Source organism: Streptomyces sp. NPDC004542 (assembly GCF_040610035.1).
In the GTDB taxonomy this organism is placed as follows: domain Bacteria; phylum Actinomycetota; class Actinomycetes; order Streptomycetales; family Streptomycetaceae; genus Streptomyces.
Window position 1 is genome coordinate 17,187 of the sequence record NZ_JBEXLP010000036.1, and the last position, 14,269, is coordinate 31,455.

14 protein-coding genes and 1 pseudogene are annotated in these 14,269 nt (G+C 72.1%); 9 read left to right on the forward strand and 6 right to left on the reverse strand.

The genetic code is table 11. The features are described 5' to 3' along the window. The first annotated feature begins 1 nt into the window (after nucleotide 1). The 3 genes from ABZX30_RS20670 (at nucleotide 2) to ABZX30_RS20680 (ending at nucleotide 2,957) form a co-directional block, all read left to right on the forward strand. The gene (locus ABZX30_RS20670; protein WP_355935345.1) at nucleotides 2–1,000 is read left to right on the forward strand and encodes a sugar ABC transporter permease; all 999 of its coding nucleotides are present in this window, start codon (nucleotides 2–4) and stop codon (nucleotides 998–1,000) included. A 65-nt stretch (nucleotides 1,001–1,065) separates the two neighbouring features. Beyond that, nucleotides 1,066–1,830 carry a carbohydrate ABC transporter permease gene (locus tag ABZX30_RS20675; protein ID WP_355935421.1) on the forward strand — a complete coding sequence of 255 codons (765 nt, stop codon included), beginning with the start codon at nucleotides 1,066–1,068 and terminating at the stop codon, nucleotides 1,828–1,830. A 77-nt stretch (nucleotides 1,831–1,907) separates the two neighbouring features. Beyond that, nucleotides 1,908–2,957, forward strand: coding sequence for an endo-1,4-beta-xylanase (locus tag ABZX30_RS20680; RefSeq protein WP_355935347.1), 1,050 nt, complete (start codon nucleotides 1,908–1,910; stop codon nucleotides 2,955–2,957). Between the two features lie 124 nt (nucleotides 2,958–3,081). On the opposite strand, the gene ABZX30_RS20685 is transcribed toward ABZX30_RS20680, so the two are convergent. Both ABZX30_RS20685 and ABZX30_RS20690 read right to left on the reverse strand, forming a co-directional pair. Beyond that, complete coding sequence (locus tag ABZX30_RS20685) at nucleotides 3,082–3,288, reverse strand: DUF5999 family protein (protein ID WP_355935422.1); 207 nt, start codon at nucleotides 3,286–3,288, stop codon at nucleotides 3,082–3,084. 370 nt (nucleotides 3,289–3,658) lie between these two features. Next, nucleotides 3,659–4,243 (reverse strand): hypothetical protein, encoded by a 585-nt coding sequence (locus tag ABZX30_RS20690; protein ID WP_355935348.1) that lies wholly within the window; start codon nucleotides 4,241–4,243, stop codon nucleotides 3,659–3,661. Between the two features lie 558 nt (nucleotides 4,244–4,801). On the opposite strand from ABZX30_RS20690, the gene ABZX30_RS20695 reads away from it, so the two are divergent. After that, a complete protein-coding gene (locus ABZX30_RS20695; RefSeq protein WP_355935350.1) occupies nucleotides 4,802–6,319 on the forward strand; it encodes a glutamate--cysteine ligase in 1,518 nt (505 codons plus the stop codon). Between the two features lie 156 nt (nucleotides 6,320–6,475). Then, nucleotides 6,476–7,276: a type II CAAX endopeptidase family protein gene (locus tag ABZX30_RS20700; protein ID WP_355935352.1), complete on the forward strand. Its 801-nt coding sequence runs from the start codon at nucleotides 6,476–6,478 to the stop codon at nucleotides 7,274–7,276. Nucleotides 7,277–7,358: 82 nt separating this feature from the next. Here the strand turns inward: ABZX30_RS20700 and ABZX30_RS20705 are convergent, their stop codons facing one another. After that, nucleotides 7,359–8,168, reverse strand: coding sequence for a PhzF family phenazine biosynthesis protein (locus ABZX30_RS20705; RefSeq protein WP_355935353.1), 810 nt, complete (start codon nucleotides 8,166–8,168; stop codon nucleotides 7,359–7,361). 219 nt (nucleotides 8,169–8,387) lie between these two features. Here ABZX30_RS20705 and ABZX30_RS20710 point away from each other — a divergent pair, with 219 nt between their 5' ends. Continuing rightward, nucleotides 8,388–9,005 carry a PadR family transcriptional regulator gene (locus tag ABZX30_RS20710; protein ID WP_355935355.1) on the forward strand — a complete coding sequence of 206 codons (618 nt, stop codon included), beginning with the start codon at nucleotides 8,388–8,390 and terminating at the stop codon, nucleotides 9,003–9,005. A gap of 105 nt (nucleotides 9,006–9,110) precedes the next feature. Here the strand turns inward: ABZX30_RS20710 and ABZX30_RS20715 are convergent, their stop codons facing one another. Further along, on the reverse strand, nucleotides 9,111–9,539 hold the full coding sequence (locus tag ABZX30_RS20715) for an SRPBCC family protein (protein WP_355935357.1): 429 nt from the start codon (nucleotides 9,537–9,539) through the stop codon (nucleotides 9,111–9,113). 235 nt (nucleotides 9,540–9,774) lie between these two features. Here ABZX30_RS20715 and ABZX30_RS20720 point away from each other — a divergent pair, with 235 nt between their 5' ends. Beyond that, a complete protein-coding gene (locus ABZX30_RS20720) occupies nucleotides 9,775–10,326 on the forward strand; it encodes a Clp protease N-terminal domain-containing protein (protein WP_355935359.1) in 552 nt (183 codons plus the stop codon). Between the two features lie 82 nt (nucleotides 10,327–10,408). Then, nucleotides 10,409–11,413 (forward strand): EamA family transporter, encoded by a 1,005-nt coding sequence (locus ABZX30_RS20725; protein WP_355935361.1) that lies wholly within the window; start codon nucleotides 10,409–10,411, stop codon nucleotides 11,411–11,413. A gap of 161 nt (nucleotides 11,414–11,574) precedes the next feature. Here ABZX30_RS20725 and ABZX30_RS20730 read toward each other — a convergent pair. Beyond that, a pseudogene (locus tag ABZX30_RS20730) lies at nucleotides 11,575–12,199 on the reverse strand (FMN-binding negative transcriptional regulator). Continuing rightward, on the reverse strand, nucleotides 12,199–12,882 hold the full coding sequence (locus ABZX30_RS20735; RefSeq protein ID WP_355935362.1) for a pyridoxamine 5'-phosphate oxidase family protein: 684 nt from the start codon (nucleotides 12,880–12,882) through the stop codon (nucleotides 12,199–12,201). The pseudogene ABZX30_RS20730 and the gene ABZX30_RS20735 overlap by 1 nt, the downstream one beginning before the upstream one ends. A gap of 46 nt (nucleotides 12,883–12,928) precedes the next feature. On the opposite strand from ABZX30_RS20735, the gene ABZX30_RS20740 reads away from it, so the two are divergent. Beyond that, nucleotides 12,929–14,260: an aminotransferase class I/II-fold pyridoxal phosphate-dependent enzyme gene (locus ABZX30_RS20740; RefSeq protein ID WP_355935363.1), complete on the forward strand. Its 1,332-nt coding sequence runs from the start codon at nucleotides 12,929–12,931 to the stop codon at nucleotides 14,258–14,260. The last annotated feature ends 9 nt before the right edge of the window (nucleotides 14,261–14,269 follow it).

The window sequence follows — 14,269 nt, forward strand, 5'->3', positions numbered from 1 at the left end:
GATGACCTCGACCTTCCTCCCGGACAAGCGGACGGACCCCGGCGTCGCCCCCTCCTCCCCGGCGGCGGCGCCGGCCCGGGGACGGGCGCGCCGGCGCCTGCTGAACTGGCTGACCGCGGTCGGCTTCCAGGTGCCCGCCCTGGTGCTGTTCATCGGGCTGGTGCTGCTGCCGATGCTGTTCGCGCTGTACGCCGCCTTCTTCCGCTGGGGCGGCTTCGGCATGCCCTCCGACTACGTCGGCACGGACAACTTCAGCCGGCTCTTCCAGGACGACGTCTTCCTGGGCGACCTGTGGCGCTGTCTGCTCCTGGTGGCCCTGTCCCTCGCCCTGCAACTGCCGTTCGCGCTCGCCATGGCCGTCGCGCTCAACCAGCGGCTGCGCGGGCGGGCCGTGTACCGGATGCTGTTCTTCGCGCCCTACGTCCTGTCCGAGGCGATCACCGGCGTGCTGTTCAGCATGATCTTCGCCCCGGACGACGGGCTCGCCGACCACGTCCTGGGCGCCATCGGGCTGGGCGGCGTCGGCGGGGAGTGGTTCGCCGACCCCTCCTACGTCATGGCGACGCTGTTCCTCGTCATGACCTGGAAGTACTTCGGCTTCCACATGATGCTCTACCTCGCCGGACTGCAGTCCATCCCCGCCGAGCTGACCGAGGCGGCGCTGATCGACGGCGCGAACCCCTGGCAGCGGTTCCGCAACGTCACCCTGCCGCTGCTCGCGCCCACCCTGCGCATCAGCGTCTTCCTGTCCGTCATCGGGGCGATCCAGCTCTTCGACCTGGTCTGGGTGATCACCCAGGGCGGGCCCGACCACCATTCCGAGACGATGTCCGTGACCATGTTCCAGTACGGCTTCAAGCGCTACCAGATCGGCTACGCCAGCGCGATCAGCGTGGTCATGTTCGGCATCTGCCTCCTCTTCGCCCTCGCCTACCAGCGGTTCGTGCTCCGCCGTGACCTCGAAGGGGCCACCACGACGATGAGGGGAGACGGCAAGTGACCCGCAGGACCAAGGCCGTACGCGAACTGCCGCTGCACCTGGTGCTCGTCGCCGTCGGCGCGTTGATGGTCGTACCCCTGCTGTACGCCGTCCTGTCCGGCTTCAAGTCCACCGCCGAGCTCTCCCGCAACCCCTTCGGACTGCCCGAGCACTGGCTGACCGGCAACTACAAGGACATCCTCGGCTCGGGCGACTTCTGGCGGCTGGTGGGCAACAGCACGCTGGTCGCGGTGGCGACGACCGTGCTCGTGGTCGCCGCGTCCGCGCTGGCGGCCTTCTCCTTCGCGCGGTTCGCCTTCCGGGGGCGGGAGTTGCTGTTCACCTTCTTCACGATGGGGCTGATGTTCCCCTTCGCGGTGGCCGCGCTGCCCCTCTTCCTGCTGCTGCGCTACCTCGGCCTGCTGGACAACCCGCTCGGCGTGATCCTGCCGCAGGCGGCCTTCGGGCTGCCGATGACCATCATCATCCTGCGCGGCTTCTTCCGGCAGATCCCCGGTGAGCTGGAGGAGGCGGCCACGCTCGACGGGTGCACCGCCTTCGGCTTCTTCTGGCGGGTGCTGCTGCCCATGGCGCGGCCCGCGCTCGGCACGGTGTCGGTGCTGGCCGTCGTCGCCAGCTGGAACAACTTCATGCTGCCGCTGCTGGTGTTCACCGACTCGAAGTGGTGGACGCTGCCCCTCGGCGTCGCGCAGTTCCAGGGCCAGTACTCGGCGGAGTACGCCCGTGTCTTCGCCTACCTGGTCCTGGCGATGGTCCCGGCCCTCGCCTTCTACTCGGTCGCCGAGCGCCAGCTCGTCGGCGGCCTGACCGCCGGCGCGACGAAGGGATGACCCGCGCCGACGGGTGTACGGCCCCGTCCACACCCGCGTACGACCCCACCCCGCACCGGACCACGAGGAGTCGCACCATGCCCAGGACCCGTACACGCCTCGGACTCGCCGGCGCCCTCGCGGCCGTTCTGGTCGCCGCGGGCATCGCCGCCGGCCCCGCCGCCCAGGCGCACGGGCGGCAACCCACGCTCGCCGAGCTCGCCCACCGGCACGGGCGTTACTTCGGCAGCGCCACCGACAACCCCGAGCTGACCGATGGCGCCTACACGAAGATCCTCGGCACCGAATTCGACATGATCACGCCGGGCAACGGCATGAAGTGGTACGCGACCGAGCCGCGGCAGGGCGTCTTCGACTGGTCGAAGGGCGACGAGATCGTCTCCCTCGCCCGCGGCGACCACCAGCGGGTCCGCGCCCACACCCTGGTCTGGCACAGCCAGCTGCCCGACTGGCTCACCGCACGGGAGTGGACCGCCGCCGAGCTGCGGTCCGTGCTGAAGAAGCACATCACCGAAGAGGTGCGGCACTACCGGGGCGAGGTGTACTCCTGGGACGTCGTCAACGAGGCCTTCAACGAGGACGGCACCTACCGCGAGACCCTCTGGTACAGGACACTCGGACCCGGCTACATCGCCGACGCGCTGCGCTGGGCCCACCAGGCCGACCCGCACGCCAAGCTGTACCTCAACGACTACAACATCGAGGCGACCGGCTCGAAGAGCGACGCCTACTACGCCCTGGCCAAGGACCTCAAGGCGCGGGGCGTGCCCCTGGACGGCATCGGCTTCCAGGCGCACCTGGCCCTCCAGTACGGCTATCCCACCACCCTGGAGGACAATCTCCGCCGCTTCGCCCGCCTGGGCCTGGACACCGCGCTCACCGAGGCCGACGTCCGCATGCGGCTGCCCGCCACGGACGCCAAGCTGGCCGAGCAGGCGACCTGGTACCGGGACCTGGCCGAGGCCTGCCTCGCGGTGCGCCGGTGCGTGGGGCTGACGGTGTGGGACTACACCGACAAGTACTCGTGGATCCCGGCGGTCTTCCCGGGCGAGGGCGCGGCCCTGCCGTGGGACGAGCAGCTGAAGCCGAAACCCGCGTACGCGGCGCTTCGCGACGCGCTCGGCTGACAGCCGGACACGCTCAGTAGTCACCCCCGGACGCGCGTCGGGGCCGGTGCGCACCGAGCGGGTGCGAACCGGCCCCTCAGGTCACCGCGCGGCACGGAGCCGCCCGGCCGGTGCCGGAAAAGGCCTAGGCGGCCGTCATCACCCGGCTGGGGTCCAGCAGGCGGTGCGGGGCGATGATCTGGCCGTCGGGCAGGAGCTCACCGGTGTCCTCGAAGAGCAGGACGCCGTTGCACAGCAGGCTCCATCCCTGCTCCGGGTGGTGCGCCACGAGACGGGCGGACTCCCGGTCGGCGGATTCTGCTGTCGGGCACGGTGGCTGGTGCTGGCACATGGGTGGGATCTCTCGCTCTGTCGTGGTCATGTCCGCCCCCGTGGTCATAAGTCGTTCGGAACCCAGTGTTGCCCTCCGGGCGTCAATCCGCAGGTATTTCGCAGCACCGCTTCTCACAGGTTGATGACGCATCGCCCACATGTTTCGGTTCACCCTCACCGCACTGTCATTTCGGGTGGTTCTCGGTGGCCGGATGGGGCTGGTCAGGGCCGCACGGAGACGTTAGTGGCTCTTGAGAGCGGGCAATTGCTCGTACGAGCGCAACGGTGTCGGCATATCCGCGTGTACCCCGCCACCGAAGGGGCGGCGGGGTACGGAGGCAGTACGCGAGAAGCGGGAGAAAGCCGGCGACAGGGAGGGGGAAGCGGCGTCAGGCGGGTGAGCCCAGCAGCGGGACGGGAGTCGCCCGGTGGGTCAGCACCGGGAGCAGTTCGGCGACCTGGTGCGGACGGTGGGCCGCGATTCCGGGCGGGGCGGGAGCCAGCGGGACGAGGAGGTCGGTGGCGGCGGGATGGCCCTCGGCGCCGTCCGCGGCGCAGTCGCCGTGCAGCCACAGTGTGAGCATGTACAGGCCCGGTACGGACAGCAGGCGGGCCTGGTAGGGCTGCTGCACCGTCTCGGCCTGGCGCAGGGCGCGTTCGGTGGAGGCGATGTAGGGACCCTCGAAGAAGTGCGAGAACGCCCAGCCGTCCGGCGTCAGCCGGGTCTCGGCCGCGGCCACCGCACGGTCGCCGCACCGGATCAGGAACCGCCAGCCGGTCAGCCGGGTCGCGGACACGCCCTCGGCGGTGATCCGGTCCAGTACGTGCAGCGGCAGGGGCAGCTCGGGTGTGGCGGGTCCCTGGGCGGCTCGCAGGGAGGGGGTCCGGGCCTCGCGGACGGCGGTGGGGGACCCGAGGGCCGTCAGGACGGAGCGCAGGGCGGGCACGGGGGCAGGGGGAACGTGCAGGGGCATGGTGGGTCGCCTCTCAGTCGACAGGCGCGAGGGCGCGAGGACGGGGTGGGCGGACGGCGCTGTCAGCTCATGGGGTCAGAGAGGCGGGGGCCCGGGGCGGTGAACGAGAGGTGCGGACGCGGCCTGCCGCACGTCGCCTGGACGGCGGGAACCAGAACGGTGGGCGCCAACCTTCTGCCTTCTTCGCGGAGTTTATACGACTTGTGTTCGGACGATGTTTCGTCTAACCGTTTCCGGCGAGGAGAACAAGTCCGTATTCGGTCGGCGATTCGCGGGAATCATCCCGTTTTCCGGTGCGGGCTGCCCCTGCTGACCTCGGAATACGCCGCCGTAGCGGACGGCCCATTCTCATCGGCGTTTTTCACGAGGCCGATGGGGCACACGAAGATGCGTGCTGCCCCATGCCCCGTGAATGTGCCGCGGGACACATTCCCACAGAGTACCGGGGACGGGGCCCGCGCGGGACGTTATCGATCGCGTCGGGTGGGCATCATCCCACCTGACCCTGGACCCCGGCGGCCGGAGCTTCCGCCCGCCCATCCGAGGAGGGACGCTTCGATGGGGGAGAAGGTCGTGGCAGGGCCGTTCGACCTGTCCGATCGGCAGCGCTACCGGGAAAAGCTCCGCACGTGCCTGACAGGGCTCGAGCGGCTGCTGGCCCAGGAGAGGTTCGATCGGCCCAAGAACCTGATGGGTGTGGAGATCGAGCTGAATCTCGTGGGCCCCGACGGCCTGCCGAAAATGCTGAATGGCCAGGTGCTGGAACGCATCGCGAGCCGCGATTTCCAAACAGAACTCGCCATGTTCAACCTGGAGGTGAACATCGCCCCGCACCGGTTGGGCGGGCGGGTATTCGACCGGCTGGCCGAGGAACTCCGCACCTCGCTGGCGTACGCCGACCGCAAGGCCGGCGAGCTGGACGCCGGTATCGCGATGATCGGCATTCTGCCCACCCTGGACCGTGACGACCTGGTCTCCTCCAACCTCTCCGAGGTCGACCGCTACACCCTGCTCAACGACCAGATCGTGGCCGCCAGGGGTGAGGACTTCCGCCTCGACATCGAAGGGGTCGAACACCTCACCTGCACGTCCCGCTCCATCGTCCCCGAGGCCGCCTGCACCTCCGTACAGCTGCACCTCCAGGTCACCCCGGGCCGTTTCGCCGACGTGTGGAACGCCGCCCAAGTGGCCTGCGCGCCGCAGATCGCCGTCGGCGCCAACTCCCCGTTCCTCTTCGGTCACGAACTCTGGCGAGAGTCCCGCCCTCCGCTCTTCCTCCAGGCCACCGACACCCGCCCGCCCGAGCTGCAGGCCCAGGGCGTGCGGCCGCGCACCTGGTTCGGGGAGCGGTGGATCTCCTCGGCGTACGACCTGTTCGAGGAGAACCTGCGCTACTTCCCGGCCCTGCTGCCCATCTGCGACGACGAGGACCCGCTCGAGGTCATCGAGGCCGGGGGCGCGCCCAAGCTCGCCGAACTCGTCCTGCACAACGGCACGGTGTACCGCTGGAACCGCCCCGTCTACGACGTCGCCGACGGCGTGCCGCACCTGCGGGTGGAGAACCGCGTCCTGCCGGCCGGGCCCACCATCACCGACGTCATCGCCAACGCGGCCTTCTACTACGGGCTGGTGCGCGCCCTCGCCGAGGAACCCCGGCCCGTGTGGACCCGGCTGCCGTTCGAGGCGGCGGCCGCCAACTTCGACGCCGCGTGCCGGTACGGCATCGACGCCCGCCTGGTCTGGCCGCGGCGCGGGCGGTACGGGGGCACGGGCGAGGTCGACGCGGTGACGCTGGTACGCGACGAGCTGCTGCCGCTCGCCGAGGCGGGGCTGAAGGGGTGGGGCGTCGAGGCCGCCGACCGTGACCTCTACCTCGGTGTGATCGAGGAGCGGTGCCGACGCCGGGTCAACGGCGCGTCGTGGCAGGCCGCGACCTTCCACCGGGCCCTCGAACAGGGGCTCTCCCGGGACGCCGCCCTGGCGGCCACGACCCGTCGCTACTGCGCGCTGATGCACCTCGGTGAGCCCGTGCACACCTGGCCGGTGGGGCTGCCGGAGCCGGTGCCGCTGGGCTAGGAGCGGGGCGCGCGGCGCCGGCGCGGGCGGCGGTGGGACGGGGGCCGGTCGTGTCCGGTCGGCGGTGATCGGGCAAGCTGGGACCTCCCGTGACGGTGGTGCCCCATCTTCGTCCTGTCGCCCGACAGCCTGTGGCGCACCCAACTGGAGGCAGGTGTGCAGGTGCAGGCAGGCTCGGTGGCCGATTCCCTTCCGCAGGGACCGGCCTCACGACGGATCCTCCGGGACGAGACCCTGCTCGTCCTGGCCCTGTCGCTCGGCGCGAGCGGCGTGTCCGCCGCGATCAGCTTCATCGGATCCGTCACCAAACCCGGCGGCCTGAAGGACCAGGCGGCCACCCTCAACGCCTCGGCCGCGCCGGGACGCCCCTGGCTCGATCTCGCGTGGCAGCTGTTCGGCATCGCCTCGGCGCTGGTTCCCGTCGCCCTCGTGGCGCACTTCCTGCTGCGCGAGGGCGAGAGCCTGCGCACCCTCGGCTTCGACCGGAGCCGGCCCTGGGCCGACCTGGGCCGCGGGGCCTCGGTCGCGGCGGTGATCGGCAGCACCGGCATCGCCTTCTACCTGGCCGCACGCGGACTCGGCTTCAACCTCACGGTGGTGCCGGAGGCGCTGCCCGGCGTGTGGTGGAAGTACCCTGTGCTGATCCTCTCGGCGATGCAGAACGCGATCCTCGAAGAGGTGATCGTGGTCGGCTACCTGCTGCGCCGGCTGGGCCAGTTGGGCTGGACCCCGGGGACCGCGCTGGTGGCCAGCTCCGTGCTGCGCGGTTCCTACCACCTGTACCAGGGCATCGGCGGTTTCGTCGGCAACATGGTCATGGGCGTGGTGTTCGTCTTCCTGTACCGGCGTTGGGGGCGGGTCGGCCCCCTGGTGGTGGCGCACTCCCTGCTCGACATCGGGGCGTTCGTGGGCTACGCGCTGCTGGCGGGAAAGGTGGGCTGGCTGCCGACGGCGTGAGGGGCCGGGGAGGGGGGCGTACGAGACCGCCGTACGCCCCCCTGCGTGTCGCCCGGGTACGTGCCGCCCGGGTTCCCGCCGCTCAGGCGAGCAGTTCGCCGTCGATGACCGTGACCGCGCGACCGGTCAGCAGGGTGCGGTCGCCGCGCAGCCCGGTGCGGACGACGCCGGTGCGCCGGGAGGCCTGGAGGCCCGTGAGGTCGGGGCGGCCCAGGCGCTCGGACCAGTAGGGGGCCAGGGCGGTGTGGGCGCTGCCGGTGACCGGGTCCTCGTCGATGCCGACGTTCGGGAAGAAGCAGCGGGAGACGTAGTCGTGGCCGCGGGCCGGGTCCTCGGCGCAGGCGGTGGCGATGACGCCGCGTGCCGAGTGCGCGGCCAGGGCCTTGTGGTCGGGGGAGAGGCCGAGGACGGTCTTCTCGTCGGCGAGTTCCAGCAACAGGTCGCCGACGTTCGGCCCGGTGTCGACGGCGGCGACCGGCGCCGCGCCGAGCGCCTCCGCGAGACCGGCCGGGATCTCGACCGGGGTGAGCGGGGCGGTGGGGAAGTCCAGGGTGATCGAGCCGTCCTCGCCGGGCGTGGCGATGAGCACGCCGCTGCGGGTGGCGAACCGCACCTGACCCTGGTGGGCGCCGGTGGTGTGCAGGACGTGGGCCGTGGCGAGCGTCGCATGGCCGCACATCGCCACCTCGGTGACGGGCGTGAACCACCGCAGCGCCCAGTCCGCGTCCCCGCCCTCGGGCAGGCGGTGGGCGAAGGCCGTCTCCGCGTGGTTGACCTCCATGGCGACCCGCTGGAGCCGGTCGTCGTCCGGAAAGGCGTCGAGCAGCAGGACCCCGGCGGGGTTGCCTGCGAACGGGCGGTCGGTGAAGGCGTCGACGATTCGGATGCGCATGGGCCGACGCTAGGGGGTGCGGCCGCCGTGCGGCCAAGGCCAATCGCCGTGTGGTGGACCGAGTTTGTCACCTGCCGAGCCGACCGGTCCGGCTCGCCCGTCGCTGGTGCGCGCCAGGCGCTGGTCACGCGGCTCGGTCAGCGAGGGGCTTGTCGCGCGATCGGTTCCGATATATCGTTGAATCATCGCGACAGATCGACGATGGATGGAGTGATGGCGATGCGTACCCACGGATTCGAGCGTGGACACCGTCAGGACGGCCCCCACGGGCGAGGCCGGGAGGGACTGCGGGCGGCCTTCGGGCCCTTCGGGCCGGGTGGTCCGGGATTCGGTCCCGGCGGGCCCGGTTTCGGGCCGGGGCCCTGGGGGCCACGGGGGCGTGGTGGCCCGAGGGGGCGGGCGCGGCGCGGTGATGTGCGAGCCTCGATCCTGGCCCTGCTGCGAGACCGGCCGATGCACGGCTACGAGATGATCCAGGAGATCGCCGAGCGCAGCGGCGGCGCGTGGAAGCCCAGCCCCGGCTCGGTCTACCCCACCCTTCAGCTGCTGGAGGACGAAGGCCTGATCGCCAGCGCGAGCGAGGGCGGCAAGAAGCTGTTCTCCCTCACCGACGAGGGCCGGACCGCGGCCGAGGCGGGGCCCGAGGCTCCCTGGGAGGAGGCGTCCCGCGGGGTCGACTGGGAGGCTCTCGGTGAGATCCGCCAGGCCGGGTTCGGCCTGATGGAGGCCTTCAGCCAGGTCTGGAAGACCGGAAGCAAGGAGCAGCGCGAGAAGGCGCTGGCCGTGATCAACGACGCCCGCAAGAAGCTGTACCTGATCCTCGCCGACCAGGACTGACGACGGCACTGACGGCCGTACGGCCGTCCAGGCGCCCCGTGGAGCGATCCGCGGGGCGCCTCCGTCGTGCACGGGGGGTGTGGGTGGTGAGGCCGGGTCGCCGGGTCAGGTCACCAGGCCGCCCAGTTTGCGCAGCGACTCGTTCAGGGCGGCCGTCGCGGAATCCTTGAGCTTGCCCGCCATCAGGGAGACGGCCGCGCCGGTGAACTCGCCGTCGATGCGCACCGTCGTGCCCTCGTCCTGCGGGGTGAGCGTGTAGCGGGTGGCTACGTTCACCGCCATCGGGCCCTTGCCGCGAATGGCGAACACCCGGGCCGGCTCCAGTTCCTCGATGGTCCACTCGACCTCCGCCGGGAAGCCCATCAGCTTCATGTTCTCCTGGAAGGTTCCGCCCACCTCAAGGGTCTCGGGGCCGCCCTTGGGGAAGCTGGTGTGGGTCGCGTTCCACTCCCCGTACGCCGACCAGTCCGTGAGCTTCGCCCACACCTTCTCGGCCGGTGCCTGGATGCGTGCCTCCGCGCTGACTTCGGCCATGCGACCACCCCTTCGTGTCGGGCTACGGTGTCGCGGAACGTAGCCGCAGGATCCCGAACATTCAATACTGACGAACCGTCAGAATGTGTGGAGACCGGCATCCCCCCGATGTCCTCCGGGTCTGATCTCCTCCGCAAGGAGGAGATGGCGAACGCCGGTGTCCACTCTCCGTGGGAGGCCGAGATGGTTCCCCTCGCCGATGACACAGGCGGGGGCGACTGATGAGGTAGGGGATGTGCAACCCCGTATGCCCCGCCAGTACGCCCGTGACCAGGGCGTCCACCGCGCGGACGACGAAACCGGGCTCGATGTGGAGCCGGCGGAGGCGGTGGCCGTCGCCCGCCGCCGGGCCGTCCGGGACGGGGACCGGCAGATCGACACCGCCCACCTGCTGCACTCGCTCCTGGAGACCGATGCCGAGGTGCGCGCTGCCATCGGCGACGTCCGCAAGGTCGTCCGGCTGCTCGGCTACCTCGTCCAGCGCAGCATCGGCTACGGCCTGCGCTGGCAGAGCAGCGTCGAGGACTCCGGCGCGCTGTCCTTCGTGAAGCACACCGAGGGCTGGTCGCCGGTCGCCGCGGCCGCCGTGCGCAGTGCCCGCGAGCGTGCCGCGCGGCGCGGCGAGGAACGGGCCCGCGGCATCGACCTCCTCGCGGCGCTCACCGCCGACCCGCAGGCCCGGGCGGTGGAGGTGCTCCGGCGTGCCGGGGTCGAGCCGGCCGGACTGCTCGCGCGGATCGACCTCGCGACCGCCGAGTGCGTCGGCGACGGCGGACCGGCACGCTGAGCGGTGTCCGGCCGCCCGGCTCCGTCCAGCCGTTGAGACAGGTGCCAACGAGGATGACGCTCATGTCCTCGCCTGTCATCATGTGCCGGTGCGTACGTCCGAGGGCAGCCATGGCGGTGGCGGTAAGGGTGTCGGGCTGGGCCTGGCGCTCGGCTCCGCGCTCGCCTTCGGGGGATCCGGGGTCGCGGCCAAGCCGCTGATCGAGGCGGGGCTCGACCCGCTGCACGTGGTGTGGCTGCGCGTGGCGGGCGCCGCGCTCGTGATGCTGCCGCTCGCGGTGCGCCACCGCGTCCTGCCACGCCGCTGCCCCGCCCTGCTCGCGGGATTCGGCCTGCTCGCCGTGGCCGGCGTCCAGGCCTGCTACTTCGCCGCGCTCTCCCGTATCCCGGTGGGGGTCGCGCTGCTCGTGGAGTACCTCGCGCCCGCGCTCGTCCTCGGCTGGGTGCGGTTCGTGCAGCGGCGGCCCGTCACCAGGGCGGCCGCGCTCGGGGTGCTCCTCGCCGTCGGCGGCCTCGCCTGCGTGGTGGAGGTGTGGTCCGGCCTGGGCTTCGACGCCCTCGGGCTGCTCCTCGCGCTCGGCGCGGCCGGCTGCCAGGTCGGCTACTTCGTCCTGTCCGACCAGGGCGCCGGGACCGGCGAGGAGGCGCCGGACCCGCTCGGCGTCATCGCCTACGGCCTCCTCGTCGGCGCCCTCGTGCTGACCTTCGTCGCCCGTCCCTGGACCATGGACTGGTCGGTGCTGCGCGGCACCGCGCACATGAACGGCACCGAGGTCCCGGCCGTCGCCCTGCTGGCCTGGATCGTGCTGGTCGCCACGGTCGTCGCCTACGTCACCGGCGTGCTCTCCGTGCGCCGGCTGTCCCCACAGGTCGCAGGTGTCGTGGCCTGCCTGGAAGCGGTGGTCGCGACCGTGCTGGCCTGGGTGCTGCTCGGCGAACACCTCTCGGTGCCGCAGGTCGGCGGTGGTGCCGTCGTCCTGCTCGGCGCGTTCATCGCACAGTCCTCGGCACCGGCCAGGGGCGCGGCGGAGGCGGTGGCGGGCGGGGGCGCCGAAAGGGAATTGTCCGCGCGAGGAACGGCCGCCTAGGTGTATTGCCCTGGGAGCCGGTGAGCGCGGCCGTCCTCGCCGTGGCGGAGGCGCGGGCGGCGCGACGGGGGACGGCCGAGCAAGGACCGGGCTTCGTGCGCGCCGACCGGGGTGTGCCGGCCGGGGCGCGCCGGCCGGCGGTGGACCGACGGGGTTGTCGCTCAGGTCTCCCGCCGCACCAGATGGTCCCGCGCCGCCGCGTCGCGTGGGCCGTTGCGCGTCGTCAGGGCGGTGGCCAGCTGGCGGCGGACCTCGGCCGGCCGCTTGCGCGCGTACGTGAACTTGGCCCGGACCTCGGTGACTTCCAGCCGCAGGACGCGGATGCCGGACAGGAGGCGGCCGTACGGGGCCTCGCCCGGGGTGGCGCGGGCCGAGCCCCCTCCGGCTGGAAGTGGGCGACCTGGCGGTTGAGGAGCGCGGACTTCTCGGCCGGGTCGTCCACCGTATGGGCGGTCCAGCCGAGCTGGACGGCCGCGTAGAGGCTCGTGGGGACGCCGTGTTCGGTCGGGGTGCCGGGTGGGGCCTGCCAGGGGCCCGGAACGTAGACGTAGTCGTCGACCACGCTCAGCAGCACCCGCGGGTCCGCCTCCAGTGCGGCCCAGAGCGGATGGGGACGGGCGAGGTGGGTGACGGCCTCGCCGCGGCCGGGGTCGTAGGCGAAGTGCAGCGGCTGGACGAGCGGTGGTCCGCCGGGCGGGCCGTCGACCGCGAGCTGCCCGAAGTCGTGGGCGGCCAGGTCTGCCACTCGGTGTCGTCGTGGGGCGCGTCCCAGGGGTGGATCAGCATCACAGGGCCGCGAGGTAGTCGGGGAGCGGGGTGCCGGGGGCCAGGTCCGCCTCGGGGAGCGGGGTGCCGTAGCCCTTGCGCAGCGGGACCACGCCGGCCCAGTGGGGGAGGGCGAGATCCTCGGGCTCGTCGTTCACGCCGCCGGTGCGGAGCTTGGCGGAGACCTCGTCCAGGTCGAGGCGGATCACGGCGGTGGCGGCCAGCTCCTTCTTGTCCGCGGGGCGGGAGTCGGCGGCGCGGCCCGGTACGACGTGGTCGACCAGCGCGTCCAGCGCGAGCCGCTTCTCCTCGGGGTCGGTGACTTCGTACGCGGTGCCGTGCACCACCACGGAGCGGTAGTTGACCGAATGGTGGAAGGCGGAGCGGGCCAGCACCAGGCCGTCGACATGGGTGACCGTCAGGCACACCGGCAGCCCCGGATCGGCCTGGCCGGTCATCCGCAGCGGGCGCGAGCCCGTGGAGCCGTGCACGTACAGGCGCTCGCCGACCCGGCCGTAGAGCGTGGGCAGCACCACGGGCGCGCCGTCGCGGACGAAGCCGAGGTGGCAGACGTAGCCCTCGTCGAGTATCGCGTGCACCAGATCCTTGTCGTACGACGCCTTCTGCGCGGCGCGCGTGGGGACGGTGCGGCCGGTCGGGCGGTACGCGGCCGGCCGGGGCGGTGTCGGCTCGGTGTCCTGCATGACGGTCTCCCTTGCGTCTTTATTGTACTAGTGCATAATTGATTTTGTGCTAGGAGAGTATCCGATCAAAGGGCGTGGCGCAGCGGAGATTGCCGCGAGCGTCGAGGGCGCGGTGGGATCCGGTATTTTGGAGCCCGGCCAACTGCTGCCTCCGATGCGGGAGCTGGCGGTCCGGCTGGGGGTGAACCCGAACACCGTCGCGGCCGCCTACCGCACCTTGCGGGAACGGGGGATCATCGAGACCGCCGGGCGCCGGGGCAGCCGGATCCGGCCCAAGCCGGCCACCACCGTGCGGGAGCAGGTGCGCGTGGACGTCCCGGCGGGGGTCCGTGACCTGTCCACCGGCAACCCCGACCCCGCGTTGCTGCCGCCGCTCGCGCCGATACTGGCGGCCGTCGCCGAGGAGGCGGACCGGGAGCCGGTGCTGTACGGCGACGATCCCGTGGATCCGGAACTGGCCCGTGTCGCACGGGGTGAACTCGACACCGACGGTGTCCCCGGGGGTCCTCTGGCGGTGCTCTCGGGGGCCCTCGACGCCGTGGAACGGGTCCTCGCCGCCCATCTCAAGCCGGGCGACGCCGTCGCCGTCGAGGACCCCGGCTGGGGCCGCACCCTCGATCTCGTTCCGGCGCTCGGGTTGCGCACGATTCCCGTCGGCGTCGACGACGAGGGGCCGCGCCCCGAGGAGTTGCGCACGGCCCTGCGCTCCGGCGCGCGGGCCCTGATCGTCACCGACCGCGCGCAGAACCCCACCGGAGCCTCCCTCAGCGCCCCCCGCGCGCGTGCCCTGCGTGCCGTCCTCCGTGAGCACCCGCAGACGCTGCTCGTCGAGGACGACCACGGCCACGGCATCGTCGACCTGCCGCTGTACCCTCTCGCGGGCGTCACCCACCACTGGGCGTTCGTCCGCTCCGCCGCCAAGGCCTATGGCCCCGACCTCAGGCACGCCGTGCTCACCGGCGACCCGGTCACCGTCGACCGGGTCCGCGGCCGGCAGCGGCTCGGGCCGGGCTGGGTGAGCCTGCTGCTGCAACGGACGGTGCTCCGGCTGCGTGCGAGCGGCGCGGTCGACGGACCGGCGGTGGCGGCGGCGTACCGCAACCGGCGAGAGCTGCTCATCGACGCGCTCGCCGAGCGCGGGGTCCGCGCGCACGGCCGCAGCGGGATGAACGTCTGGGTACCCGTCCCCGACGAAACCGGCGCGGTCGCCCGCCTCCTGCACGCGGGCTGGGCCGTCTCGCCCGGCGCCCGTTTCCGCCTCGACGCCCCGCCCGGCATCCGGATCACCGTCTCGACCCTGACCCCGGCCGAGGTCGCCCCGCTGGCCGACGCCGTCGCCTCCGCGGTCGGGCCGGCCCCGGCGCGCGGTTATGTCTAGCGGTCGGGC

What these genes read in the sequence shown, in the direction of transcription:
- ABZX30_RS20670 (WP_355935345.1), top strand. Translation starts at nt 2, where the DNA reads ATGACCTCGACCTTCCTCCCGGACAAGCGGACGGACCCCGGCGTCGCC.
- ABZX30_RS20675 (WP_355935421.1), top strand. Translation starts at nt 1,066, where the DNA reads ATGGTCGTACCCCTGCTGTACGCCGTCCTGTCCGGCTTCAAGTCCACC.
- ABZX30_RS20680 (WP_355935347.1), top strand. Translation starts at nt 1,908, where the DNA reads ATGCCCAGGACCCGTACACGCCTCGGACTCGCCGGCGCCCTCGCGGCC.
- ABZX30_RS20685 (WP_355935422.1), bottom strand. Translation starts at nt 3,288, where the DNA reads ATGTGCCAGCACCAGCCACCGTGCCCGACAGCAGAATCCGCCGACCGG.
- ABZX30_RS20690 (WP_355935348.1), bottom strand. Translation starts at nt 4,243, where the DNA reads ATGCCCCTGCACGTTCCCCCTGCCCCCGTGCCCGCCCTGCGCTCCGTC.
- ABZX30_RS20695 (WP_355935350.1), top strand. Translation starts at nt 4,802, where the DNA reads ATGGGGGAGAAGGTCGTGGCAGGGCCGTTCGACCTGTCCGATCGGCAG.
- ABZX30_RS20705 (WP_355935353.1), bottom strand. Translation starts at nt 8,168, where the DNA reads ATGCGCATCCGAATCGTCGACGCCTTCACCGACCGCCCGTTCGCAGGC.
- ABZX30_RS20710 (WP_355935355.1), top strand. Translation starts at nt 8,388, where the DNA reads ATGCGTACCCACGGATTCGAGCGTGGACACCGTCAGGACGGCCCCCAC.
- ABZX30_RS20715 (WP_355935357.1), bottom strand. Translation starts at nt 9,539, where the DNA reads ATGGCCGAAGTCAGCGCGGAGGCACGCATCCAGGCACCGGCCGAGAAG.
- ABZX30_RS20735 (WP_355935362.1), bottom strand. Translation starts at nt 12,882, where the DNA reads ATGCAGGACACCGAGCCGACACCGCCCCGGCCGGCCGCGTACCGCCCG.